The 22,967-nt window shown below is 69.5% G+C and carries 24 protein-coding genes and 2 pseudogenes; 15 read left to right on the top strand and 11 right to left on the bottom strand.

The features are described 5' to 3' along the window. The first annotated feature begins 43 nt into the window (after positions 1–43). The 3 genes from H4W30_RS30935 (at position 44) to H4W30_RS30945 (ending at position 2,623) form a co-directional block, all read left to right on the top strand. A complete protein-coding gene (locus H4W30_RS30935) occupies positions 44–1,171 on the top strand; it encodes an epoxide hydrolase family protein (protein WP_192746004.1) in 1,128 nt (375 codons plus the stop codon). Positions 1,172–1,173: 2 nt separating this feature from the next. Further along, positions 1,174–2,253, top strand: a complete 1,080-nt coding sequence (locus H4W30_RS30940) for a winged helix DNA-binding domain-containing protein (protein ID WP_192746005.1) — start codon at positions 1,174–1,176, stop codon at positions 2,251–2,253. Positions 2,254–2,326: 73 nt separating this feature from the next. Then, positions 2,327–2,623, top strand: coding sequence for a hypothetical protein (locus tag H4W30_RS30945; protein WP_034312745.1), 297 nt, complete (start codon positions 2,327–2,329; stop codon positions 2,621–2,623). 19 nt (positions 2,624–2,642) lie between these two features. On the opposite strand, the gene H4W30_RS30950 is transcribed toward H4W30_RS30945, so the two are convergent. Then, positions 2,643–3,413 carry an FHA domain-containing protein gene (locus tag H4W30_RS30950; RefSeq protein WP_192746006.1) on the bottom strand — a complete coding sequence of 257 codons (771 nt, stop codon included), beginning with the start codon at positions 3,411–3,413 and terminating at the stop codon, positions 2,643–2,645. Between the two features lie 84 nt (positions 3,414–3,497). Between H4W30_RS30950 and H4W30_RS30955 the strand changes: the two genes are divergently transcribed. Further along, a complete protein-coding gene (locus H4W30_RS30955; protein WP_026467493.1) occupies positions 3,498–3,869 on the top strand; it encodes a PH domain-containing protein in 372 nt (123 codons plus the stop codon). A 360-nt stretch (positions 3,870–4,229) separates the two neighbouring features. Next, positions 4,230–4,679 (top strand): hypothetical protein, encoded by a 450-nt coding sequence (locus H4W30_RS30960; protein ID WP_192746007.1) that lies wholly within the window; start codon positions 4,230–4,232, stop codon positions 4,677–4,679. Here H4W30_RS30960 and H4W30_RS44785 read toward each other — a convergent pair. After that, on the bottom strand, positions 4,676–5,125 hold the full coding sequence (locus H4W30_RS44785) for a transposase (protein WP_192746008.1): 450 nt from the start codon (positions 5,123–5,125) through the stop codon (positions 4,676–4,678). The genes H4W30_RS30960 and H4W30_RS44785 overlap by 4 nt on opposite strands. On the opposite strand from H4W30_RS44785, the pseudogene H4W30_RS44590 reads away from it, so the two are divergent. Beyond that, positions 5,110–5,283 (top strand): annotated as a pseudogene (locus H4W30_RS44590) (AMED_5909 family protein); the annotation flags it as partial. The gene H4W30_RS44785 and the pseudogene H4W30_RS44590 sit on opposite strands and share 16 nt — an antisense overlap. 42 nt (positions 5,284–5,325) lie before the next feature. Here H4W30_RS44590 and lpdA read toward each other — a convergent pair. From lpdA to pip, 4 genes and pseudogenes are all read right to left on the bottom strand, one after another. Next, the gene (gene lpdA / locus H4W30_RS30970) at positions 5,326–6,711 is read right to left on the bottom strand and encodes a dihydrolipoyl dehydrogenase (protein WP_192746009.1); all 1,386 of its coding nucleotides are present in this window, start codon (positions 6,709–6,711) and stop codon (positions 5,326–5,328) included. 47 nt (positions 6,712–6,758) lie between these two features. Further along, positions 6,759–7,529, bottom strand: coding sequence for a lysophospholipid acyltransferase family protein (locus tag H4W30_RS30975; RefSeq protein WP_192746010.1), 771 nt, complete (start codon positions 7,527–7,529; stop codon positions 6,759–6,761). Between the two features lie 63 nt (positions 7,530–7,592). Beyond that, positions 7,593–8,000, bottom strand: a complete 408-nt coding sequence (locus H4W30_RS44845; RefSeq protein WP_455423576.1) for a nitroreductase family deazaflavin-dependent oxidoreductase — start codon at positions 7,998–8,000, stop codon at positions 7,593–7,595. A 63-nt stretch (positions 8,001–8,063) separates the two neighbouring features. Further along, positions 8,064–9,002, bottom strand: a pseudogene (pip, locus tag H4W30_RS30980) (prolyl aminopeptidase); the annotation flags it as partial. A 38-nt stretch (positions 9,003–9,040) separates the two neighbouring features. On the opposite strand from pip, the gene H4W30_RS30985 reads away from it, so the two are divergent. The 5 genes from H4W30_RS30985 (at position 9,041) to H4W30_RS31005 (ending at position 14,443) form a co-directional block, all read left to right on the top strand. Next, positions 9,041–10,081, top strand: a complete 1,041-nt coding sequence (locus tag H4W30_RS30985; RefSeq protein WP_192746012.1) for a LacI family DNA-binding transcriptional regulator — start codon at positions 9,041–9,043, stop codon at positions 10,079–10,081. Between the two features lie 78 nt (positions 10,082–10,159). Then, complete coding sequence (locus tag H4W30_RS30990; protein ID WP_192746013.1) at positions 10,160–11,311, top strand: dihydrodipicolinate synthase family protein; 1,152 nt, start codon at positions 10,160–10,162, stop codon at positions 11,309–11,311. Beyond that, positions 11,311–12,117 carry a sugar phosphate isomerase/epimerase family protein gene (locus H4W30_RS30995; RefSeq protein ID WP_192746014.1) on the top strand — a complete coding sequence of 269 codons (807 nt, stop codon included), beginning with the start codon at positions 11,311–11,313 and terminating at the stop codon, positions 12,115–12,117. Before H4W30_RS30990 ends, H4W30_RS30995 begins: the two co-directional genes overlap by 1 nt. 69 nt (positions 12,118–12,186) lie before the next feature. Further along, positions 12,187–13,659: an apolipoprotein N-acyltransferase gene (locus tag H4W30_RS31000; protein WP_192746015.1), complete on the top strand. Its 1,473-nt coding sequence runs from the start codon at positions 12,187–12,189 to the stop codon at positions 13,657–13,659. A 76-nt stretch (positions 13,660–13,735) separates the two neighbouring features. Next, on the top strand, positions 13,736–14,443 hold the full coding sequence (locus H4W30_RS31005) for a response regulator transcription factor (RefSeq protein ID WP_192746016.1): 708 nt from the start codon (positions 13,736–13,738) through the stop codon (positions 14,441–14,443). Here the strand turns inward: H4W30_RS31005 and H4W30_RS31010 are convergent. The 3 genes from H4W30_RS31010 to H4W30_RS31020 are packed head-to-tail and all read right to left on the bottom strand — an operon-like array spanning position 14,440 to position 16,729. After that, positions 14,440–15,555, bottom strand: a complete 1,116-nt coding sequence (locus tag H4W30_RS31010; protein WP_192746017.1) for an ABC transporter permease — start codon at positions 15,553–15,555, stop codon at positions 14,440–14,442. The two genes, H4W30_RS31005 and H4W30_RS31010, sit on opposite strands and share 4 nt — an antisense overlap. Beyond that, positions 15,552–16,211 carry an ATP-binding cassette domain-containing protein gene (locus H4W30_RS31015; RefSeq protein ID WP_192746018.1) on the bottom strand — a complete coding sequence of 220 codons (660 nt, stop codon included), beginning with the start codon at positions 16,209–16,211 and terminating at the stop codon, positions 15,552–15,554. The genes H4W30_RS31010 and H4W30_RS31015 overlap by 4 nt, the downstream gene beginning before the upstream one ends. Beyond that, entirely contained in the window at positions 16,208–16,729 is a 522-nt protein-coding gene (locus tag H4W30_RS31020) for a P-loop NTPase family protein (protein WP_225949930.1), read from the bottom strand. The genes H4W30_RS31015 and H4W30_RS31020 overlap by 4 nt, the downstream gene beginning before the upstream one ends. A 77-nt stretch (positions 16,730–16,806) precedes the next feature. Between H4W30_RS31020 and H4W30_RS31025 the strand changes: the two genes are divergently transcribed. After that, positions 16,807–18,171: a sensor histidine kinase gene (locus H4W30_RS31025; protein ID WP_192746019.1), complete on the top strand. Its 1,365-nt coding sequence runs from the start codon at positions 16,807–16,809 to the stop codon at positions 18,169–18,171. Positions 18,172–18,372: 201 nt separating this feature from the next. Continuing rightward, entirely contained in the window at positions 18,373–19,005 is a 633-nt protein-coding gene (locus tag H4W30_RS31030; protein ID WP_192746020.1) for a TetR/AcrR family transcriptional regulator, read from the top strand. Positions 19,006–19,099: 94 nt separating this feature from the next. Here the strand turns inward: H4W30_RS31030 and H4W30_RS31035 are convergent, their stop codons facing one another. Continuing rightward, complete coding sequence (locus H4W30_RS31035; protein WP_192746021.1) at positions 19,100–19,837, bottom strand: TetR/AcrR family transcriptional regulator; 738 nt, start codon at positions 19,835–19,837, stop codon at positions 19,100–19,102. A 61-nt stretch (positions 19,838–19,898) separates the two neighbouring features. Between H4W30_RS31035 and H4W30_RS31040 the strand changes: the two genes are divergently transcribed. After that, positions 19,899–20,768, top strand: a complete 870-nt coding sequence (locus H4W30_RS31040) for an alpha/beta fold hydrolase (RefSeq protein ID WP_192746022.1) — start codon at positions 19,899–19,901, stop codon at positions 20,766–20,768. Between the two features lie 257 nt (positions 20,769–21,025). Then, the gene (locus H4W30_RS31045; protein WP_192746023.1) at positions 21,026–21,505 is read left to right on the top strand and encodes a hypothetical protein; all 480 of its coding nucleotides are present in this window, start codon (positions 21,026–21,028) and stop codon (positions 21,503–21,505) included. Here H4W30_RS31045 and H4W30_RS31050 read toward each other — a convergent pair. Continuing rightward, a complete protein-coding gene (locus H4W30_RS31050; RefSeq protein ID WP_192746024.1) occupies positions 21,454–22,929 on the bottom strand; it encodes a carotenoid oxygenase family protein in 1,476 nt (491 codons plus the stop codon). The two genes, H4W30_RS31045 and H4W30_RS31050, sit on opposite strands and share 52 nt — an antisense overlap. Between the last annotated feature and the right edge of the window lie 38 nt (positions 22,930–22,967).

Raw genomic sequence — 22,967 nt, forward strand, 5'->3', positions numbered from 1 at the left:
ATCGCGGAACGAACCTTTCCGCAATCGTTCCTAATCTAGCCCCATGACCGAGATCAAGCCCTTCCGCATCGCCATCGACCAGGTCGAACTCGACGACCTCAAGGACCGCCTGCACCGCACCCACTGGCCGCGCGAGGTCACCGCAGACTGGAGCCGAGGTGTCCCGGTCGCCTATCTCAAGGGGTTGGCCGAGTACTGGGTCAACGGCTTCGACTGGCGCGCCCAGGAAGCCGAGCTGAACGAGTTCCCGCAGTTCACCACCGAGATCGACGGCCAGACCATCCACTTCCTGCACATCCGCTCCACCGCCCCGGACGCGCTGCCGGTGGTTCTGACACACGGTTGGCCGAGCTCACCGTTCGAATTCCGGCGAGTCGTCGAAGAGCTGAGCGACGAGTTCCACCTGGTCATCCCGTCCCTGCCCGGCTACGGGTTCTCGAACCCGGTGAGCGGCCCCGGCTGGGGCAACCTGTTCCGCGTCGCCCAGGCGTGGGTCACGCTGATGGACCGCCTCGGCTACGAACGCTTCGGCGTCCACGGCACCGACGCGGGCGCCGGGGTCGCGGGCATCCTGTCGATGATCGCCCCGCACCGCGTGACCGGCGTCCACCTCACCGGGACCAGCGCGGGGATGCCGTTCGGCCCGCCCGTCGAACTGGACGGCCTCGACGAGAAGGATCGCGAGCGCGCCGAACGCTTCAACCGGTTCCAGTCCGGCGGCCTCGGCTACCTGCACCTGCAGGCGACCCGGCCGCAGACGCTGGCCTATTCGCTGAACGACTCTCCCACCGGCCAGCTCGCGTGGATCGTGGAGAAGTTCGCCGAGTGGACCGATCCGGCCAAGGCGCTGCCGGACGACGCCGTCGATCGCGACCATCTGCTGACCGCGGTCAGCCTGTACTGGTTCACCGGCGCGGGCGCCTCTTCCGCGCACGCCGTGTACGAAGGCATGGAGGTGTACCGGCAGATGTCGCAAGGTGGCTGGGACGAAGCGCCTGCCGGTCCGCCGCGGGCGATCGCCGTCTTCGCCGGGGACACCACGATCCGGAGCCTCCAGGACGGCCCGGTGGAACACTGGTCCGAGTACGACAGCGGCGGCCATTTCCCGGCGATGGAGGTCCCCGGTCTGTTCGCCGATGACCTCCGTTCCTTCCTGCGAAAGTGCGTCTGACAATGAAGCAACTGAGCCCCCGGGCCCTCAACCGCGCGACCCTGGCCAGGCAGCTCCTGCTCGACCGCGCCGATCTGCCCGCCATCACCGCGATCGAACGGCTGGCCGGCCTCCAGGCTCAGGCTCCCGACTCGTCGTATGTCGGGCTGTGGTCGCGGCTTCGGGATTTCCAGGTGCACGAGCTGGCGAAACCGCTGGCCGCCCGCGAAGTCGTCCGGACGACGTTGATGCGCGGAACGGTGCACCTGGTCACGGCCGAGGACGCCGTCGCCCTGTGGCCGACGGTCAAATCGGTGGTCGAGCGCGGTTTCCTCGGCCACTACTCGCGGGAGATCGCCGGACTCGATCTCGCCGCGATCGCCGAAGCGGGACGGGCCCTGCTGGCCGAACGGCCCCGCACGCGCGCCGAGATCCGGACCGCGCTGGCGCCCCGGTGGCCCGATGCGGACCAGCCGACCCTCGGCTACGCGGTCAACAGCCTGCTCCCGCTCGCGCACGTGACCCCGCGCGGCCTTTGGGGCCAGACCGGACCGGCCGCGTTCGCCCTGCTAGAAGACTGGGTCGGCGCACCGATCACGGGCGGCATCACCCTCGACGACCTGGTGCTGCGTTACCTCGCGGCGTTCGGCCCGGCGACCGTCCGCGACGCGCAGGTCTGGTCGGGGCTGACGCGTTTGAAAGAGGTCTTCGAGCGGCTGCGGCCCGAGCTGGTCACCTTCATCGATGTCGAGGGCAAGGAACTGTTCGACCTTCCCGACGCGCCGCGGCCGGACCCGGAAACCCCGGCGCCGCCCCGGTTCCTGCCCGAGTACGACAACGTCCTGCTCTCCCATGCCGACCGCGCGCGGGTGATCCCCGACGGCCGCCGCGTGCCGTTGCCCCCGGGTAACGGCGGCCGCCGGGGCACCCTGCTCGTCGACGGTGAATTCCTGGCCATTTGGGCGATCAAAGGGGCGACACTGACGATCGAATCGCGGAAGCCGTTGCGAGGTCAGGATTTGATCGCCGAGGAGGGCGCACGGCTGCTGGAATTCGTGGTGCCGGGCGCGGAGCACGAGGTCCGTTTCGGCGTCGGCGGATAACAGTCCGGCCTTTCGCCGTAACGATGGGCGCCGTTCGGGCGAAGCAGCCGCCAAAGCCTGAAGGGAGCGGGCCATGAGCAAGAACTACGGATTCATGACGGTGCTGGCGGGGCTGAGCGCGCTCGCGGTCATCGCGGTCGCGGCGGTCTGGCGGTACCCGAACACGTCCGACGTCACGGCGGTGATCACCGCGGCGGGAACGGTGATCGGCACCGTGGTAGGCGCCTTCTTCGGCGTGAACGCGGCCTCGGCGGGACGCGTGAAAGCGGAAGAGAGCCGGGATCAGGCCACGGCGGCGCTGGTGAAGGTCGCGGGTGAGGCGGAAAGAGGAAGCGACGTCGCCAAGACGGCGATGGAAGGCGTGAGCTGACCGTCCTCTGTGGACACGCTCAGTCGAGCGCTTCGAGCAGGGCGAGGTCCGGCGGGACGAGCGTCGTGGACAGCACGAGCTCTCGCAACAGGTTGTCGTTCAACGCGTTACCGACCGGCTCGCCGACCTCCTCGCGCCGCAGGCCGAAAACACCGCCGGCGGACAGCCGCGTCCGGACGTCGATGACGACGTGCTCGACCCGGCGCGCGGTCCATGTCTCGCCGGGCCGGAGCTCGGTGAGCACCTCGGCCGTCTGCTGGCGGGACAGCGGCTGCGGGTTGAGGTCGTGCAGCAGGTAGCGCTGCCCGAAGACGACCAGGACCAGGCGTTCTTCCGCGCTGAGGCGCCAGCGGCGGGGCGGCACGGTGACGTCGTCGTGGCGGGTGACGGGCTGCCCTCCCTCGGGCCCGGCGACGTACAACTCGAGCAGGTGCTCCCGCCTGCCCGAACCGCGGACGAACAACGGCGTGTAGCCGTCGGACAGGGGGATCGGCTCCTCGCCGCGGGACAGCCAGCGGGAATTCGGCAAGCGGATGGGCAGCTGGCCGGTGTTGCTGACCCACCATTGGCCGTCGGTGAAGTTCAGCAGCCCGTGCCGGCGGCTGACCTGCAGGTCGTTCTCCCCTACACAAACGTCGACCTGCGGCCGGTTACGCCCGAAAGTGATCTCGCCGCCCTCGCCGGGGTCGACGGACACGCCACCCGCGAGCGTGAGCGCGAACACCGCGCCGGGAGCCGACGGCGGCACGCCGAGCGCCAGGCTCTCGTGCGTCGTCGTGAGCCGCTTCATCGTGCCTCCTCCTGGTCCCCGGCATTATGCGGGACGTCGCCGGGGACGGGTCCCGATATCGCGTTCGTCCGTATGTTGGAGTACATGATTGACTTCTCCAAGGACACCGTCTTCAAGCTCACGCCGTGCAAGCCGAAGGACATCGCGCCCACGGTGCAGCCGATCATCATCCCCGGCGAGGAGATCATCTCGTCGTTCAAGGCGGTGCGCGACTTCGTGGTCTTCACGAACAAGCGGCTGATCGCGGTGAACGTCCAGGGCATGACGGGCAAGAAGAAGGACTTCACCTCGCTGCCGTACAACAGAATCCAGGCCTTCTCGATCGAAACCGCGGGCACCTTCGACCTCGACGCCGAGCTGGACCTCTGGTTCAGCGGGCTGGGGAACGTGCGCCTGGAGTTCCGCGGTTCGGACATCCGGGCGATCGGCCAGCTGATCGCCACGCACACGCTCTAGCTCCCCGCCGCATTTAGTCGACTACTTGCGGCGGGCTGGGTGGGCTGCGGCGGGCTGGGCGTCGGGGCGGGTGGGTCGTGAGTGGCAAGTGACGTTCTAGCGTCACTCACGACCCACTTAGCCGCTGCGACTCCCGCCGGCTCGGAGGCGTTGCGAAAGCCACTTCGCAACGTCTGGACACCTTCGGCCTGTCTGTCGCGAGTGTTTCGGGTCGCTAGCGCCAGCCGCCACCGCCGTGCGCGAATCGCGAACTCACGTGATTGGAGGGACGACACACGTAGTTAAGCGGACGACACACGTGCCCAGACGGACGACTCGCGGCGGCCCCTGGTCGCGCGCAGGCCAGGGCAGAATTGGGACATGACCTTTGAGTCCGAGTACGCCCGGATGTGCGAGCAGACCAACCAGATGCTCCGGGAAGAATCGATAGCGGTCGCCAGGAGGGTACTTCTCGCGACCGACCAGCAGTACCTGGCCCGCGGCTACGGTGTTCAAGCCCACGGCTTCCGGCGCCTGCGCGACGCGCTCGCCGACCAGCTTCTCGATCTGCTCACCGCGTCAAGGCGCGCCAGTACCAGTTTTGCCGATACCGACCTGCCTGTGGCGATCAGATCCGACTCTTACGGCGACAGCTGGGTAGACCCGGGCGCCGACGCGATCGGGCAGCTGGCAGCGGCATTGGCCCGCGCGGCCACCATGCTCGTCGGCACCACACCCAGTGACTTCACCGACGAGTCGACCGGAGAGTGGGCCACCGGCGTGCTGAACGCGGTTCGCACGGCCGCGGAGAAGGTGATCAAAGTGGCCTAGGGCGTGTCCTGTGAGTCATTGGAGCCAGGACACGATCGCGGCGATGGTGAGTCCGGCCTGGTAGCAGGCGGCGCGTTCGGCGAAGCGGTGGCCAGGTCGCGGAACTGCTTGAGCCGGTTGAAGCACCGTTCGACCACGTTGCGCTGTTTATAAGCCTCGGCGTCTAACGCTGGTGGTCGCCCGCCGCTGCGGCCTTTGGCTGTGCGGCGGGCGATCTGGTCATCCCGTTCCGGACTGACGAACCTGATCCGCCGGTCTCGCATCGCCCCGCGGGTTGACGGATGCGAATACGCCTTGTCCGCGCTCACCGTCTCCGGTCGGCAGCGTGGCCGGCCGCGACCGATCCGGGCGACGGTGATGCCGTCCAGCAGCGGAACCAGCTGCGGGTTGTCGCCAGCCTGGCCCGGGTGAGCAGGAACCGCATCGGCAGACCCGCCCGTCCACAACCAAGTGGTTCTTGGTGCTCAGCCGCCACGGGATGAACCGAGAAGTGTCCGAGGTGGACCGATGGCACCACCACGAACTCAGGTACTGGGTGGGTTTCGAGGAGCGTAAGGCCGAGGAGCTAGCCGCACGAATCGCTACAGCCAGAACCAGCTCGTGAGTGGTAAGGACGGTTCTAACCGTCCTTACCACTCACGAGGGTTTACATGTTGATCATGTGGCCCGCGAGGCCGTGCACGGCTTCCTTCACCGCTTCCCCAAGGGTCGGGTGAGCGTGCACGTTCCGCGAGATTTCGTGCACCGTAAGGTCCCACTGCTGCGCCAGAGTCAGCTCCGGCAGCAGTTCGGTCACCTCGGGGCCGATCAGGTGCGCGCCCAAAAGCTCGCCGTGCGTAGCGTCGCTCAGGATCTTCACGAAGCCGACGGCCTCGCCGAGGCCGTGCGCCTTTCCGTTGGCGGTGAAGGGGAACTTCGCCACCTTGACGTCGAAGCCCTTTTCGCGGGCCTGTTCTTCGGTCCAGCCGAAGCTGGCGATCTGCGGCTGGCAGTAGGTCGCGCGCGGGATCATCACGAAGTCGAGTTCCATGGTCTCGGCGCCCGCGATGGTTTCGGCGGCGACGACGCCCATGGATTCGGACGCGTGCGCGAGCATCAGTTTCGCGGTGACGTCGCCGATCGCGAAGATGTGCGGGACGTTGGTGCGGCCCCGCGCGTCGACGGCGATGGCGCCGCGTTCGGTCAGCTCGACACCGGTCTTGTCGAGGCCGTATCCCTCGACCCGCGGCTGGAAACCGATGGCCTGCAACACCTTGTCCGCTTCCAGCACCCGGGACTCGCCGTTCTTCGACACGGTCACGCGCACGCTGGAGCCGGTGTCGTCGATCGACTCGACCTTCGTCGAAGTCAGCACCTCGATGCCGAGCTTCCGGTAGCGGCGCGCGAGCTCCGCGGAGACCTCGGCGTCTTCGAGCGGGACCATCCGGTCGAGGTACTCGACGATGGTCACCTTCACGCCGTAGTTGTGCAGCACGTAGGCGAATTCGACGCCGATCGCGCCCGCACCGGCGATGACGATGCTCTCCGGCAGCTCGTTTTCCATGATCTGCTGTTCGTAGGTGACCACGCGGTCGCTGCGCGTGGTGCCCGGCAGCAGGCGCGCGGTCGCGCCGGTGGCGATCACGCAGTGGTCGAAGGTGACCCGCTCGCCGTTGACCTCGATGGTGTTGGCGTCGAGGAAGGTGCCGTGCCCGTCGTATTCGGTGATCTTGTTCTTCTTCATCAGGAAGTGCACGCCCTTGACGCGCCCGTCCGCGACCTTGCGGCTGCGGTCGAAGGCGGCCTGGTAGTCGAAGCTGACCTTGCCCTCGACCTGGATCCCGAACGACTTCGCCTCTTTGGTCACGATGTGCGCGAGTTCGGCGTTGCGCAGCAGCGCCTTCGACGGGATGCAGCCGACGTTGAGGCAGACACCGCCCCAGTATTTCTCCTCCACGACCGCCGCGCTCAGCCCCAGTTGCGACGCCCGGATCGCCGCCACGTAACCGCCGACTCCGGCCCCCAGGACAACGACGTCATAGTGTGCACTCATACCCCGAAACCTACCCCTCACCGGGACGGTCCGAAGGGTGAGACTGCCTACTCGGGGCGCGAGCCGCGGATCTCGATCAGCAGCTCGGTCACCGCGGTCATGATCCGCTTCGTGGCCTCCTCCAGCACCTCACGGGACGGCGAGGGTGTCATGAGATCCGAGAGGTCCACCGGCGGGCCGGCGACCAGGTTCACCGTCTTGCGCGGGAAGGCGCGCGGGAGCACCGCATCGGACGGCAGCAGGTGGTGCGTGCCCCAGTTCGCCAGCGGGATCACCGGGACGCCGGTCTCCAGCGCGATCCGGGCGATGCCGGTCTTGCCGCGCATGGGCCACCCGTCCGGGTGATCCGTGAAGGTCGCCTCCGGGAAGATGACGACGCATTCACCCTCACGGACGGCGCTGACGGCGTCGCGGTACGCGTCTGACGCCGTGGCCGCGCCCCGATAAACCGGGATGTGCTTGCCGGAGCGCATCACCGAGCCGATGACGGGCGCGTCCCACAGGCTCGCCTTCGCCAGGTAGCGCGGCACGCGTCCGTGCGCGAGGCAGTACGCCGTCACCGTGGTCGGGTCGGCGAACGAGAGGTGGTTCGACGCCACCAGGAAGCCGCCCGACGCGGGCAGGTGCTCCCCGCCACGCACCCGGAACCGGGTGAACAGCACCAGGAACGGCCACACGACGTTGATCGCGAAGGCGAACCAGGCGCCCCGGCCGGCGCGGGCGAAGCGCCGGCCGAAGGCGATCATCTGGCGGAACGTCAGCAGGTCCCCCGAAGCGGGGCTCAGCGCGGTCCAGCGTTCACGGGGTCTCAGCACCATGGACGTAATTCGTAGCCGAACCCGCCCGGGTTCGGCTGAAACCACGCGTGAACGCGGCGCGGATCACACGCGCTCGAGCACCACCACGGGGATCTCGCGGTCGGTCTTCTTCGCGTACTCGTTGTAGTCCGGCCAGACCGCGGCGAGCTTCTCCCACAGCTTCGCGCGCTCCTCGCCCTCCAGCGTCCGGGCCCGCACGGTGAACTTGTCCGCCTTGACCTGGGCCTTGGCCTCGGGGTTGGCCTGCAGGTTCTTGTACCAGCCCGGGTCCTCCGGAGCTCCGCCCTTGGACGCCACGATCACCGGGTTGCCGTCGTCGTCGAACTGGTAGATCAGCGCGAACTTGCGGTCCTCACCGGTCTTGCGGCCCTTGGTGGTGAGGACGAGGCAAGGGACACCCTTCTCCCAGTCGTGGCCCACCTCGCCGTCGGTCTCTTCGTAGCGACGGACGTGCTCGTCACCGAAAAGCATGTCTGAGTTCCTCTCGTCCTGGCGTGTACCGGCGCCCTGCCAGTCTGACGCGAACCGGTCGGTCGCGCTGATCAACTCGTGCAGGATGCCGGGCTCGTCGAACGCGTGACCGGCGTCGCCGACCATCACCAGTTCGGCGGAAGGCAGCACCTGGCTGAGCTCCCACGCGGTGATGGCCGGGGTGACCACGTCGTAGCGTCCCTGGACCAGAACGCACGGGATGTCCCGGAGCTTCCCGGCGTCGCGCAGCAGCTGATCTTCGGCCAGCCAGCCGCTGTGCCGGAAGTAGTGGTTCTCGATCCGCGCGATCGCGAGGGCGAACGAGGGATCGCTGAACGCGTCGATCACTTCGTCCTGCGGCCGCAGTTTGACCGTCTCCCCCTCCCAGCGGCTCCACGCGATCGCGGCGGGGCCGTGCACGGCGGGATCCGGATGGCTCAGCAGTTCGTGATAGACCTCGATCAGGTTGTCCTGCCGGCGCGAAAACGGCACCGGGGCCAGGAAACGCGACCACGCCTCCGGGAACAGGTACGCCGCTCCCCCGCCGTACAGCCATTGCAGTTCCTTCGCCCGCAAGGTGGCGATGCCGCGGAGAACGAGTTCCGTGACCCGTCCGGGGTGGGTTTCCGCGTAGGTCAGCCCGAGCACACTCCCCCACGAGCCGCCGAAGACCATCCAGTGTTCGATGTCCAGATGCTCGCGCAAACGCTCGATGTCGGCGACCAGATGCCACGTCGTGTTGACCGAGAGATCGGCCTCCGGGGTGGCGCAGTTCGGCGTGCTGCGCCCGCAACCGCGTTGATCGAAAAGGACGATCCGGTATCGCCCGGGGTCGAACAGTCTGCGATGTCTCGGCGTCGAACCGCCACCGGGGCCACCGTGGAGGAAGACCACCGGCTTGCCCCCGGGATCGCCGCACTCCTCCCAATAGATCTCGTTGCCGTCACCGACAGGCAACATCCCTTGGACGTAAGGTTCGATTTCCGGGTAAAGGCCGAGCATATCCGCCACTATGCCCCAAACGCCCGCTTGGAGGATCGATGAAGGCTCGCCCCCACGTGACGCTGGAGGACGTGGCGCGCACCGCGGACGTATCGCTCGCGACCGCGTCCCGCGTACTCAACGGCACCGCCACCGTCCGGGGAGACCTCCGCGAACGAGTGATCGCCGCGGCCTCCGAGCTGTCCTATACCCCCAATGCTCACGCTCAGGCATTGGCCGGTGGCTCACAGCCCACCGTCGGGGTGATCTGCCACGACGTCGGGGATCCGTATTTCGCCGCGATCGCCGGCGGCGTCATGCGGGTGGCGAACGAAAACGATCTTCTGGTGATGCTCGCGAGCACTTTCCGCGATCCGGCCAAGGAGGTCGCCTACGTTTCGACGCTGCGCGCCCAGCGCGCGTCGGCCATTCTGCTGATCGGTTCCGCGTTCGAGGACAAGGCGTGGGAAAAGGCGATGGCCGCCGAACTCGAACCGTACCGGCGCGGCGGCGGGCACGTCGCCGCGGTCAGCAGGCATCGCGGACTCAAAGTCGACACCGTCCAGCCCGACAATCGCGGTGGCGGCGCCGAACTGGCGAAGGCCCTGCTCGGCCTCGGGCACCGGCGGTTCGCCGTGCTCGCCGGGCCGAAGAGCCTGACCACCGTCGTGGACCGCCTCGACGGCTTCGCCGCGGAGCTGCTGGAGCACGGCGTCGAACTGGCCGAGGCCGACGTCTTCGAGGCGGCGTTCACCCGCGACGGTGGTTACGAGGCGATGGAGAAGGTCCTCGCGCGGCCACGCAAGAAGTGGCCGACGTGTGTGTTCGCGGTGACTGACGTGATGGCCATCGGCGCGATGTCGGCGCTACGCGACGCCGGCGTCTCCATGCCCGGCGAGATGTCGATCGCCGGTTTCGACGACATCCCGGTAGTGCGCGATCTCACGCCCGCGCTGACCACGGTCGCGCTGCCGCTGGAGAAGCTGGGCGAACGGGCCATGGACCTGGCACTCAAGGCCTCCCCCGGCACCCGGCCGCGCGTGGTGAAGATGTCCGGCGAGGTCGTCCTGCGCCGCAGCACCGCCGCCCCCGCTCGCTGAAACCCTTGTGTGCGGCCCATGAGGTGACTTACCGTGGCGCGAGAAAGCGCTTTCTCACCCCCGCGCCACGGAGACCCGATGACCTTGATCGCCCTGCCCACCGCCGACGGCGGACTGGCGGAGTGGACGCCCCGAGGGGCGGAAACGCCCGCGAAACCGGCGTCACCGCCGACCTCCCGCATCGCCTACGCGGCCGCGCACGTGGTTGCCGACCCGCTCGCCCCCGCCGATCCCGAAGAAGGCGCGGTGCTGGACTGGGAGACCACGCTCGCCTTCCGTGAGCACCTGTGGTCCTGCGGTCTCGGCGTCGCCGAAGCGATGGACACCGCGCAGCGCGGAATGGGCCTGGACTGGGCCACCACCAAGGACCTCATCCGGCGCACCGGGGCGCTCGCCGCCGGACGGCCGTGGGTGGCGGGCGTCGGCACCGATCAGCTCCCCGGCGGCGAAGCGACCGCCGGGTCCATTGTGGACGCCTGGCGCGAGCAGCTGGACCTGGTCGGCGAGGCCGGGGCGATCCCGGTCGTGATGGCCAGCCGGGCGCTGGCCGCGTCGGCTTCCGGCCCCGCGGATTACCATGCTGCGTACGGGAAACTGCTCTCCGGCGCGGACCGCCCGGTCCTGCTGCACTGGCTGGGCGAGCAGTTCGACCCGGCACTGGCGGGCTACTGGGGTCACGGTGACGTCCGCAAGGCGGCCGAGGAACTGGGAAGGCTCTGCGCCGAGCACGCCGACGTGATCGCCGGGGTCAAGGTTTCCGTGCTCGACGCGTCGATCGAGACCGAGTTCCGCCGCGCGCTCCCCGAGGGCGTCAAGTGCTACACCGGCGACGACTTCAACTACCCGGAGCTCATCGCCGGGGACGACCAGGGCCACAGCGAAGCGCTTCTGGGCATCTTCGACGCCGTCGCGCAGGTCGCCGGCGCCGCGCTCGCCCGGCTCGACGAGGGCGACAAGGACGGTTTCCACGGCCTGCTGGACCCGACCGTGGCACTGAGCCGCGCCATTTTCCGCGCGCCAACCATGAACTACAAGACCGGCGTCGTCTTCCTCGCCTATCTCAACGGGCACCAGGAGCACTTCCGTATGGTCGCCGGCCGCGAGTCGGCCCGCTCCATCACACATCTGGCGGAGCTGCTGCGCCTGGCGGACGCCGCGGGCGCGCTCATCGACCCGGACCTCGCCGTCGCGCGGATGCGGCCGCTGCTGGCCGCGGCGGGGGTGGCCTGATGGACCGGTTGAGCCTGAACCAGATCACCACCAAGGCGTGGTCGCTGCCGGAAGCCGTCGCGGGCTGCGCCGAGGCGGGCGTCCGCTGGATCGGCCTGTGGCGGGACAAGGTCGCCGAGACCGGTGTCGAGGAGACCGCCCGGCTGCTCAAGGAGTACGACGTCGGTGTGTCGTCATTGTGCCGAGGCGGCTTCTTCACCGGGGTCACTCCGGAAGGGTCCCCTGTGGACGGTGTCGCGCAGACCCGGGAGGCGATCGACGAAGCCGCCGCACTGGGCGCGGACGTGCTCGTGCTGGTCGTCGGCGGGGTGAACGGCGACCTGGCCTCGTCGCGGCAGCGGGTCGCGGACGCGGTCGGAGAGCTGGCGCCGTACGCCGGCGAGCGCGGGGTCCGCCTCGGCCTGGAACCCTTGCACCCCATGCAGTGCGCCGAACGCTCGGTACTGTCCACTGTGGACCAGGCGCTGACGATCGCGCGCGAGCATCCGGCCGATCAGGTCGGCGTGATCGTCGACGAGTTCCACGTCTGGTGGGACCCGCGGATCGAGGAGTCGATCGCCGCGGCGGCGGGCCGGATCGCCGGATTCCACGTCTGCGACCAGAAGGTTCCCCTGACCGACACCCTGCTCGGCCGGGCGCTGCCCGGTGACGGCCCGATCGACCACCGGCACCTGAAGGCGTGCGTCGAGGCCGCCGGGTACACCGGGCCGATCGAGGTCGAGGTGTTCGACGCCGACCTTTGGCGGCGTCCCGGCGGGGAGGTGCTCGCGGAGACCGTCCGGGCCTACCGGGACCACGTTTCCTGACGAAAGTAAGGGTCCCTCGCTGCCCAAGGTCCGCTGTCCGGGCGGCCGTGGTTTCCTACCGTTCGCGGTATGAAACCACGGCTGCTCTGGTGGCTGGGCACAGCGTTGCTCCTGCTCGCCGTCCACACCGACTGGAACGTTCCGCTCGCGGCCTGGGTGTTCCCGGTCTTCCTTCTCCACTACGCCCGCCTTGTCCCGACACGGCGCGCGATCCTGATGGTGGGCCTGTCCCTGCTGATCGGGCAGCTGTTCTGGCTCGGGGTCACCGGTCTGCTGTTCGTGCTCTCCGCCTTGCTCGCCTTCACTCTGCTCGTAGTGCTGCAGACGACGGCGTTCCTGGCCGATCGGCTGCTCGCCGGCCGCGCCGGGGCACTGAGGACGCTGGTGTTCCCGGTGACGCTCGTCGCGGGCGAGTACCTCTTCACGGTGATCACCGGCTTCGGGGACTTCGGCGCGCTCGGCAGCACCCAGGCCACGAACCTGCCGTTGCTCCAGACGGCGTCCGTGACCGGCGTGTACGGCCTCACCTTCGTCCTCGCGTGGTTCGCCTCGGTGGCGAACACCGTCTGGACGGAAGGATGGCGGCCGGTCAAGCGCACGGCCATCGTCCACGTATGCCTGCTCGGCGTGGTGTTCGCGGCTGGTGGCCTGCGGTTGCTGCTCGACGCCCCCACGACTGAGACCGTGCGGATCGCGGGGATCAGCCCGTCGGCCGAGGCGGACCGGGCCAGTTCCGACGCCTTGGACCGCGCCGGCGTCAAGTACTGGCGCGCTGAGGAAGTCGCCGCCGCCGACCCGGCCGCGGTCGGTGCGGCGTTCGCGCCGGTCACCGACGATCTCGTGACGAGGACCGGGCAGCAGGCGTCGGCGGGGGCGAAGATCGTGCTCTGGCCGGAAACCCACGCCCGCGTCCTGGAACGTGATCAGGCGGCACTGCTGAAGCGGGTCGGCGACCAGGCGAAACAGGCCGGTATCCACGTCGGGCTCGCGTACGCGCTCTACACGTCGCAAGCTCCTTACATCCGTAACGTGGTCGTGCTCGTCGCGCCGTCCGGTGAGGCGCTGTGGACCTACGACAAGACGCATCCGACGCCGATGGAACCGATGACCCCCGGCCCGGGAAACGTCCCCACCGCGGATTCGCCGTACGGACGGCTCGCGGCGGTGATCTGTTACGACGCGGACTTCCCGGGCCTGATGCGCCAAGCCGCGGACAAGGGGACCTCGCTCATGCTCGTCCCCGCCAACGACTGGCCGGGTTTCGGCTCGCTGCACGCGGAGAAGGCGAGCTTCCGCGCGGTGGAAAACGGTTACTCCCTCTTCCGGCACTCCACCCACGGGATTTCCACAGCTGTGGACAGCCAGGGCCGCGTCCTCGGGCACGCCGACTTCTACCGCACCGATCAGCAGACGCTCGTCGCGGATCTGCCGGTGCAGCCGAGAACACAGACCGTGTACAGCCGTGTCGGTGACGTGTTCGCCTGGCTGTGCCTCGCGGCGGCCGCGCTCTGTCCTTTATGGACATATCGAAGGAAACGTTAGCGCCCCGTTACGGAAGAGGTGGTGTTCCTAACGTCATACCCGAAAAGAACAGTGTTCAACGGTTAAGCTCCCCCGCATGCCGAAACTGCTGGTGGTGGAAGACGACGACGCGATCGGCGGTGTCCTCGAATCGACCCTCCGCCTGCACGGCTACGAGGTTTCGTGGCAGCGCGACGGCCGCACCGCGCTCGCGGCCGCCGCGGACGGCGACATCGACTTCGTCCTGCTCGATCTCGGCCTGCCGGATCTGGACGGCGTCGAGGTCTGCCGTCGGCTGCGGGCGGAGCTTCCCGGCGCCGTCCTGGTCATCCTGACCGCGCGGCAGGAGGAGATGGACGTCGTCGTGGGCCTGGAGGCCGGCGCCGACGACTACCTCACCAAACCCATCCGGCTCGGCGAGCTGCTCGCCAGGGTCCGGGCGCATCTGCGGCGCGGGACGGCTCCGCCGGAGAGCAGGCCCGCGATCGCCATCGGCCATCTGCGGGTGGACACCGCCGGACGCCGGGTCAGCGTCGGTGGACGGGAGATCTCGTTGCGGGCCAAGGAGTTCGACCTGCTCGCCCGGCTGGCCGAGCAGCCGGGCGTCGCGGTCAGCCGGGACACGCTGATGTCGGAGGTGTGGGACGCGCACTGGTACGGCTCGACGAAGACCCTGGACGTCCACATCGCCGCGCTGCGCCGGAAGCTGACCGAGTCGGCGCCCACGCCCGAGCAGGCGCCGAGGATTTCGACGCTGCGCGGCCACGGCTACCGCCTCGAACAGCCCTTCGAGAGCCAGGCCTAGTAGTCGCGCAGGTCGGAGACCTCGTCCCGCGCGGCGAGCCGCGCGATCCACGCCGACGCCGCCACGCACGACACGACCACGACCGCCGCCAGCAGCCCGAAGTACCCGTGCGGCGAAGGCACTCGCTCCAGGCCCGCGACGAAGACGAACAGCACCCCGAGCAGGTGCCCGCCGATCAGGCCCCCGCCCCCGACGACCAGCGCGTCACCCGCGATGAACGCGGCCACCTGGCGGCGTTTCCCGCCGAGCGTGCTCACGATCAGCAGGTCCCGCCTGCGTTCGTTGAGCGCCGCGCCGAAGGAGGGCCCCGCCGCGGCGGCCGCGAGGATCAGCGAAGCGATCAGGTCCACCTTGGCCTCGCCGCAACCGTCCTTGGTGAAGGCGGTCGAGATGGCGAACGCCACCGCCAGCGCGACCAGCACCACGGACCGCGCCAGAAGCGCGCTCCGCCACGAAATGGACAGCGCGAGCACACCCGCCAGCCCGGAGACGAGCGGCCGGAGCACGCCGCCGATGACCCTTTTTCCCTTTCGCAGCCCCAGCTCCACCAGCCGCCACAGCAGCATCGTGCCGCCCGCCCAGCCGAACAACGGCCAGACGAAGGCGAGCGCGAGCAGGATGAAGTCGAGGCCGTAGGGCGACCACCAGGGCGGACCTCCGTCGGCCGGGACGAAATACCACTCTCGCAGCGCCGGGGGCAGAATGGCCAATACCGCCACGAGCGTCCCGGCGAGCAGCAAGAGAACGATTTCCCGGACGAGCGCGAACCCGGAGCCGGACGAGAAGCCACAGGCCAGCGACAGGGCGGCCCCGGCCACGCCGCCTGCCAGGCCCGCCGCCACGGCTTCGGCGGCGGCCAGGCCGAGTACTTGCCCACCGGTGGCGCCGCGGGCACGCAGGAGGTCCTGATCCGACCGCAGCACCCGCGCCGAGGGCGTGGTCAGCAGCACCACGAGCACCATCGCGGGCACCCAGCGCGGCGCGAGGTTCCCGGTCCAGTCGTGCACCGCGAGCAGCGTGGTCACGATCGCGACCCCGGCCGCGGGGACACCGAGCCTGGCGGGGCGCACGCGCGCGATCCCGCCGACCCACAACGCCATCGCCGCGATCACCGGTCCCGCACCAGCTTCCCGTCGACCATCGACCAGCGCTCGCCGAACAGCCCGCCCGGGGCCTCTTCGGCCGTGGCCACCAGCAGTCCGGCACCCAGCCGGTCCGCGGCCAGCACGAGCCTGCCGAGGAGCCGCTCCCCCTCGCGCCGGTCGAGCCAGCCCGCGGGGTCGTCGGCGAGGATCAGCTTCGGCGAAGGCGCGAGCGCCCTGGCCAGGACGGCGAGCCGGATCTGCTCACCGGTCAGTTCGCGGGGCGCCTTCTTGGCGAACCCCGCCAGGCCCACCAGGTCCAGCGCGCCGTCGACGGCGTCGCGGACCGCCGTGCCGGTCCGGCCGGCGAGCACGAGCGGCAGGGCGACGTTGAGCCGGACGTCGAGATCACGCAGCAGCCCGCCGTCCTGCAGCATCAGCCCGATCAGGTCGGGACCCGGCGGCGACGGCTCGAAGGCGGGCCAGTCGACGGTGCCCGCCGTCGGCTTCTTCATCCCGGCGAGCAGATGCAGCAGCGTGGTCTTCCCGGCGCCCGCCCTGCCGGTCACCACCGCGCGGGTCTCCGCGCAGATCTCGCAGGTGACGCCGTGCACGGCGACCACGGCGGTCAGCCCGGAACCGTAGGTATGCGCCAGCTCGTCGGTGCGGACCAGAGGTGCCGTCACGCCACTCTCACGATCCGGTGCGCGGCCGCCGCGATCTCGGGGTCGCGGGTCGCCACGACGACGGCCGTCCCGCGAGCCGCGACGGCGCACAGCAGATCCATGAGTTCGAGCGCGGCGAGCCCGTCGAGTTCTCCGGCGGGCTCGTCGGCGACGACCGTATCCGGGGCTCCGGCCAGCACGACCGCGACTCCGGCACGCGCGCTTTCCAGCGCCGACAGCGTGCCCGGATAGTCGTCGCCGCGACCGGCCAGCCCGACCAGTTCGAGCAGGTCGTCCGCGGTGCGGAGGGGGCGGCCCGCCAGCCGTCCCGCCAGTACGACGTTCCGCGCGACGGTGAGGTGGTCGAAGAGGTTGCCGCGCCTGAGCAGCAGGCCGACGGTCGCACGGTCGGAAGCGCCGCCGGGGGCGTCGCCACTTCCGGCGGGCAGCACGGCCACACACTCGCCCGGGACGGCGAACCGGACGAGGGGGACGGATCCGGGCCCCGGGCCTGCCATGACGGCGGCACGTCGGCGCATGGCCCCAAGGTAAGGCGAACGGGGTCAACATCGCCTTGATCTCAGGTCAACGGACGGCAAAATATCGCGTCGAGTGGGTGATCCTCGCGCTCGTCGGCCACACTCTGTCCGTGCGCCGCCGGATCGTCACCCTCACCGTGCTGGCCGCGGTGCTGGCGATCACCCTGTTCGGGGCGCCGCTGGCCGTCGCGGTCGCCAGGTTCCACGAGGGCAACTCGACCCACGACCTCGAACGGGTCGCCGACGCGGTCGTGCTCGACGTGACCGGCGATCTCGCCAACGGCCGCGTGCCGGAGCTCCTGCCGATCAAACCGGACAAGGACCGTATCCGCGGGATCAGGGTCGCGGTCTACACCCCGACCGGCAGGATCCTGGCAGGCAACGGCCCGGCCAGCGAAGATCGCTTCGTCCGCGAAGCGCACTACACCGACATGGCGACCGGGACCCGCGAGGACGAGGTCGTCCTGGCCGTCCCGGTGCTCAGCGGGCAGTCGCTCGTCGGGGTGGTCCGCGCCGCCCATCCCCGGTCCGAACTGGACGCCCAGATCCGGCTGACCTGGCTCAAGATGATCGTGCTCGCCCTGGTCGCGATCGGGGCCAGCTGGCTGATCGGGCGCCGGATCGCCACCCGGCTGGCCCGGCCGCTGGAGGATCTGGCCGCCACCGCCGAACGACTCGGCGAGGGCGATTTCACCGTCCGCGCCCGCCGGACGGGGGTCCGCGAGATCGATCAGGTCGCCGAAGCGCTCGACGTCACGTCCGAGCGGATCGGCGAGACGCTGGAACGCGAGCGGACCTTCTCCGCCGACGCCTCCCACCAGCTGCGGACGCCGCTGACCGGCCTGCGCCTGCAACTCGAGGCGGCGCTGGAAAGCCCCGATCGCGACCCCTACGCGACGATCCGCGACGGCATCGCGTCGGCCGACCGCCTGGAGCGCACCATCGACGACCTGCTGGCGCTGGCCAAGCAGACCAGGGCCCCGCGTGCGCGGCTCGACCTGGGCAAACTCTTCGAAGAGGTCCGGCAGACCTGGCACGGACTGCTCGCCGGACGGGGCCGGGCGCTGCGGATCAGCGGCCGCGAAGCCCTCCCGGCGCGGGCGGCGGACGCGGCCGTCCGGCAGGTGCTCGCCGTCCTGCTGGACAACGCGGCGACGCACGGACGCGGCACGGTCTCCGTCCTGGCGCGCGACGCCGGGGACGCGCTGGCCATCGACGTGAGCGACGAAGGCGCCATCCCGGACGGGCGCGATCCGTTCGCGACCGCCGAGCGGACCGAGGAACACGAGGGCAACGGGATCGGGCTGCGGCTGGCACGGAGCCTCGCCGAGGCGGAGGGCGGGCGGCTGCGGCTGACCAGCCCGTCGCCGACGACGTTCACGCTGCTCTTGCCGGCCGAACGTCCCTCACCGCGAGAAGAAGGCCCGGTCCTGGCGAGCTAGGGGGGGTTACTCGCCAGGCCGGGCCGGTAGGAGGCAAACGCGCCCCGACAGCGCGCACGGCATGCCACCTGAATGAAGACGGTAAAGACCAGCGGGCCAACAGACGGTACACGCCGGATTAACTGACACTTTGCTTTTTCATGTCACAGGGATTCGCCCACTGTCCAGCCGGGCTGAATCGATCGTGGGAAGATTGTCCGCATGACCACCGAGCCGGCGCCGAGATGGCGGAGACTGGAACCGGACGAGCGCAAGGAGCAGATCTTCGCCTGCGCGGCCCGCCTTTTCTCCGACCGCCCGTACTCGGAAGTGTCCACTTCGGACATCGCGGCGGAGGCCGGGGTCGCCAGGGGGCTGATCAACCATTACTTCGGCACCAAACGCGAGCTCTACCTGGAGATCATCCGGCGCGCGCTGACCGTACCGCGGCTCGCCGTCGAGATCCTGCCGGAAGGGCCGCTCGAACTGCGCGCCGACGTCGCCATCGACTGGTTCCTGGACATGGTCACCAGCCAGGAGAAGATGTGGCTGGCCGCGATCGCGCCCGAGGGCATCGGCCGCGACCTCGAAGTCGAACGGATCCTGGAGGAGGCCGATCGCGAATCGGCCGACCGGGTGCTCGAAGCGGTCGGGCTCTCCCGCGAGAGCGAACACGGGCCGGAGCTGAACGCGCTGGTCCGTGCGTTCGGCGGGATGGTCAAGGCGGCGGGCCGCGAATGGCTCGTACGCGGCTCGCTCGATCGCTCGCAGGTGCACACGCTGCTCAGCAAGTCACTGGTCACACTGGTCGGTGAGGTGTTCCCCGAGATCCAGCGCGCGGCTCCGCGGGCCTAGAGAAGCCCCCGGCACCTCGAGGGGGAGGTTGGTGCCAGGGGCTTCGGGACCGGTGACGAGCACCGGTATTCCTCCACAGTACGCCGATTCGCTGTCACGGCTCTGTCAAACTTCCGAGTGCGTTCAACTGGGTGAGCCTGAGCGCCAGTCCGTCGAGGCAGCGCTGCACGGCGTAATCGTAGAGACGCTCGTAGTAACCGGCCGCGAGGTCGGGATCCGTGACCAGCGCCGAGATCGACTCGCCCAGCGCCGCCATCCCCGGCAGGTCCTCGCGCGTGCGGTACGACGCGTAACCCTCGCAGCGGTCGAGCTGGAGCGCCATCGCGCTCTCGCGGTCGTCCTCCATCGCGACGAACTGGCAGGCGGTGGCGAGCAGCAGGTTGTACGCGAACGGCGACTCGGTGCCGAAGCCCGCCGCGAGCAGACGGCCGATACCGGTGTTCATGGTCGGCACCGCGGCGGCGACCGACGGCCCGAACAGGGCCAGCCGCCGCGCCGAGCCGGGATAGCGGCGCAGCACCTTCCGCACGGTCGGCAGGAACTCGGCGAACCACTCCCGCCACGGCAGGGTTTCGTCGGGCAGGGTCAGTTCGCCGACCACCCGGTCGAGTACCGCGACGACGACGGTGTCCCGGTCGCCCACGTGGTGGTAGACGACCGCGGGGTAGGCGTCGACGGCGGCCGCGAGCTGCCGCAGCGTCCAGTTCTCCAGTCCCGATTCGGCCGACAGCTCCAGCGCGGCGTCGACGATCCGGTCCCTGGTGACGGCCGGCCGTCCGGAAGCCGCGCGGGACCTGGGGCGGGGACCCGCGTCTTCGGGGAAAGTCGGCATGCGGGCTACCGTATCCGCATTCGGCTGGTCGTCCGGCGGGGGCTTCCGGCAGGATCGTGCCATGCCCCGCGCGCGTGTGAACGGCCTCGAACTCGAGTACGACACCTTCGGCTCCCCCGCGGATCCGCCACTCGTCCTGGTGATGGGCCTCGGCGCCCAGATGGTGACGTGGGAGGTCGGCTTCTGCGAGCTGCTGGCGGCCGGCGGGTTCCACGTCGTCCGGTTCGACAACCGCGACGTCGGTCTTTCGTCCTATCTGGACGATCTCCCCGCGCCGGATCTGGCCGCGCTCGCCGCGGGCGACCAGACGTCCGCGCCGTATCTCCTGTCGGATCTCGCCGCCGACGTCACCGGGCTGTTCGACGCGCTCGGCTTCGGCCGCGCGCACGTCGTCGGCGCGTCGATGGGCGGGATGATCGTGCAGCAGCTCGCGATCGACTCGCCGGAGCGGCTGCTCAGCCTGACGTCGATCATGTCCACCACCGGGGATCCCTCGGTCGGGCATCCCGAGCCCGCCGCGCTCGCCGGGCTGACGCGGCCACCGGCGGCCACCCGGGAGCAGGCGATCGAAGACGGAGTCGAGTGGTTCAAGCTCGTCGGCTCGCCAGGTCACCCGTCCGACGACGAATTCCTGCGCATGAAGGCCACCCGCAACTACGACCGGGCGAATCACCCCGCGGGCGCGTTGCGGCAGGCCGCCGCCATCGTCGCTTCGGGTGACCGCACGGCGAAGCTGCGCGAGGTCCGCGTCCCGACGCTCGTCATCCACGGCGAGAGCGATCCGCTGATCAACGTCAGCGGCGGGAAGGCGACCGCGGAGGCGATCCCGGACGCCGAACTGCTGCTGTTCGCGGGGATGGGGCACGAACTGCCGCGGCAGCTGTGGCCCGCGATCGCGGACGCGATCGTCACGCACGCGCGTAAGGCCTGAGGGAAAAGGCAAAGTCGGTCACCGAGAAGGACAGCGGTCGGGCCACCGTGTCCCTTGTGGACACTCGGGGCACGGTCGGCTTCCTTGGCCAGTCCGGAACCCTCGCCGGAGGCTCGGCTCGCCACGGTCGCCCTTCGGCTCGACAACCCGGCGCCCCCCGTGACGTACCGTCAGCATCCCGTCAAGAATCCCGGCACAGGCGTAGAAAAGCCGTTCACGCCGGTGGTCCGCCCGGCGGCGTGGTGTTCCCTGGACGGATGAGGAAACCCGAGTGTTTCGGCTTCCCGTTCGGTTGTGTCTCCGTCGTCGTCGCGGCGTCGGCGGCCGGGCTGCTCGGTTCGGCGCGACATCACGTCATTTCCTTGCTGGCATTGGGTTTGGTCGTCCTCGCCACCGGTATCGCGACGCGTGCGCCCGCGACCGCCGGGACGGCGGTGATCGCCTGGGGTGTCCATTCCGGATTCACCGTCGGCTCGCTGGGCGAGCTGCAGTTCACCGCCGAAACCGGTGTGGCCGCGGTCGTTTTCGCCGCGGCGACCACGATCGGCTCACTGGCCGGGGCGGTACGGCGGTTCAGGGAAGCCGCCGCGTCCGAGTCGCCCCACCCCCTGGAAGGGGCGACTCGGACGCGGCATTCCGGCCCTGCGCCTGCCCACACCCCTCCGGTGGGCGGGCACGAAGGGGATCATCGGCTACGGGAAGGTTCCAGCTGGTCCGCCCGGACCCAGGTCGCGTGAAAACCGAGCGGGACACGCTGGGGCAACAGGACCCTGGCCACGGGTCCGGCAGCGAGATCGGCGGCGTCGAAGACGTCCAGCTCCGAGCGCCCCTCACGCTCGTCCTGGACGAAGGTCACCAGATAGCCGTCGTGGGAACCGGCGGCCGCGCCGTCGCGGGGTGCGAACGGCGCCTCACTGCCCCACCGGCCCGGACCGAAACGGTGTTCGGTCTTGGCGCCGGCACGATTGTCGTAGCACACCAGGCCGTCGAACTTGAGCGTCGAATCCGGCGAGATGTGCACCGCGTAGGAGAAGCGATTCCGGCCGCCGACCACCCTCGAGTCGACGGACGGAAATTCGGTGTTGTCGTCGTCGAGCTGGTTCTCCAGGCACTGCCCGGTCCGCAGGTTGAACCGGTAGCGGTGCAGCGAGGCGTCCAGCCGCAGGTACGACAGCATCTTGGCGAGCGGGGTGTGCGCGTCGGCGCGCGGGCGCGGCCGCTGCACGCGGCAGACGTCGAGGACGATTTCCTCGCCCTGCTCCCAGGAATTGACGACGTGGTAGATGTAGCAGGGGCTGGCTTCGAACCAGCGGATCTGGCTACCGTCACCGTAGCGAGGGAGTACCCCGAACCGGCTCGGCAGTGAGCGGTCGAACAGCAGCTTGTGCCGTCCGTTGCGGGCCGCTTCCCTGTCCTGGATCAGCGGCAGGTCCATCAGGATCGCGTGGTTCTCGGTGATCGCCATGTCGTGCGGCAGGCGCGGGCCGGGGAGTTCGATCTCGGTCGTGCGCGCGACCTCGCCGTCCGCGCTGATCACGCCGTAACGCAGGTACGGCGGCCGTGGCCCGTAGTCGAACCAGAACATCTCGCCAGTGCGCTCGTCGACCTTCGGATGCGCCATCATGTCGCCGACCAGCGTGCCGAGGAAGGTCTCCGCGCCCAGCGTCTCCAGCGACAGCGGGTCGACCGCGTACGGCGTGCCGCACATGTACCAGGTGGAGAGCACCTTGCCGCGATGGAAGATCAGGTCGGTGTTGGCGCTGTCCTTGACGTTCAGGCCGTGCGTGTTGCCGAACGGGTTGCCATCGGGCGATTCCATGACGCCCGTCCAGAGCGCCTTGCCCGCCGCGGATTCCGCCTCGAAGGCCTTGGTGCGGATCCAGCGGTTGCGGTAGCGGGCCTTGCCGTTCTCCAGGTGGACGGCGTGGATCATGCCGTCGCCGTCGAACCAGTGGTAGCGCCCCCGCGGCTCGAACCGGGGGTTGGGCCCGTTGCGCAGGTACACGCCGTTCAGGTCCGCGGGGATCTCGCCGACGACTTCGAGATCGCTCGCGTCGATCTCCTCCCCGACCGGGGCGTAGACGCCCATCAGATACGGGTTGACCTCGGATTCGCCGGTGGGGGCTGCCACCAGCACCGGCTGCTCGGAGGTGCTCGTCATGGCCGAGACACTACGATTGCTGTAGTCAGGTGTCAATA

The sequence above is a fragment of the Amycolatopsis roodepoortensis genome (assembly GCF_014873915.1).
Taxonomy (GTDB): domain Bacteria; phylum Actinomycetota; class Actinomycetes; order Mycobacteriales; family Pseudonocardiaceae; genus Amycolatopsis; species Amycolatopsis roodepoortensis.

Excerpts from the sequence above, each read along its gene's own strand:
- H4W30_RS31030 (WP_192746020.1), top strand. The coding sequence starts at position 18,373 with ATGACCACCGAGCCGGCGCCGAGATGGCGGAGACTGGAACCGGACGAG.
- H4W30_RS31040 (WP_192746022.1), top strand. The coding sequence starts at position 19,899 with ATGCCCCGCGCGCGTGTGAACGGCCTCGAACTCGAGTACGACACCTTC.
- H4W30_RS30945 (WP_034312745.1), top strand. The coding sequence starts at position 2,327 with ATGAGCAAGAACTACGGATTCATGACGGTGCTGGCGGGGCTGAGCGCG.
- H4W30_RS31035 (WP_192746021.1), bottom strand. The coding sequence starts at position 19,837 with ATGCCGACTTTCCCCGAAGACGCGGGTCCCCGCCCCAGGTCCCGCGCG.
- lpdA (WP_192746009.1), bottom strand. The coding sequence starts at position 6,711 with ATGAGTGCACACTATGACGTCGTTGTCCTGGGGGCCGGAGTCGGCGGT.
- H4W30_RS31045 (WP_192746023.1), top strand. The coding sequence starts at position 21,026 with ATGAGGAAACCCGAGTGTTTCGGCTTCCCGTTCGGTTGTGTCTCCGTC.
- H4W30_RS31000 (WP_192746015.1), top strand. The coding sequence starts at position 12,187 with ATGAAACCACGGCTGCTCTGGTGGCTGGGCACAGCGTTGCTCCTGCTC.
- H4W30_RS44845 (WP_455423576.1), bottom strand. The coding sequence starts at position 8,000 with ATGCTTTTCGGTGACGAGCACGTCCGTCGCTACGAAGAGACCGACGGC.
- H4W30_RS31020 (WP_225949930.1), bottom strand. The coding sequence starts at position 16,729 with ATGCGCCGACGTGCCGCCGTCATGGCAGGCCCGGGGCCCGGATCCGTC.
- H4W30_RS30935 (WP_192746004.1), top strand. The coding sequence starts at position 44 with ATGACCGAGATCAAGCCCTTCCGCATCGCCATCGACCAGGTCGAACTC.
- H4W30_RS31050 (WP_192746024.1), bottom strand. The coding sequence starts at position 22,929 with ATGACGAGCACCTCCGAGCAGCCGGTGCTGGTGGCAGCCCCCACCGGC.
- H4W30_RS31005 (WP_192746016.1), top strand. The coding sequence starts at position 13,736 with ATGCCGAAACTGCTGGTGGTGGAAGACGACGACGCGATCGGCGGTGTC.
- H4W30_RS30975 (WP_192746010.1), bottom strand. The coding sequence starts at position 7,529 with ATGGTGCTGAGACCCCGTGAACGCTGGACCGCGCTGAGCCCCGCTTCG.
- H4W30_RS30950 (WP_192746006.1), bottom strand. The coding sequence starts at position 3,413 with ATGAAGCGGCTCACGACGACGCACGAGAGCCTGGCGCTCGGCGTGCCG.
- H4W30_RS30955 (WP_026467493.1), top strand. The coding sequence starts at position 3,498 with ATGATTGACTTCTCCAAGGACACCGTCTTCAAGCTCACGCCGTGCAAG.
- H4W30_RS30995 (WP_192746014.1), top strand. The coding sequence starts at position 11,311 with ATGGACCGGTTGAGCCTGAACCAGATCACCACCAAGGCGTGGTCGCTG.
- H4W30_RS30940 (WP_192746005.1), top strand. The coding sequence starts at position 1,174 with ATGAAGCAACTGAGCCCCCGGGCCCTCAACCGCGCGACCCTGGCCAGG.
- H4W30_RS30990 (WP_192746013.1), top strand. The coding sequence starts at position 10,160 with ATGACCTTGATCGCCCTGCCCACCGCCGACGGCGGACTGGCGGAGTGG.
- H4W30_RS30960 (WP_192746007.1), top strand. The coding sequence starts at position 4,230 with ATGACCTTTGAGTCCGAGTACGCCCGGATGTGCGAGCAGACCAACCAG.
- H4W30_RS30985 (WP_192746012.1), top strand. The coding sequence starts at position 9,041 with ATGAAGGCTCGCCCCCACGTGACGCTGGAGGACGTGGCGCGCACCGCG.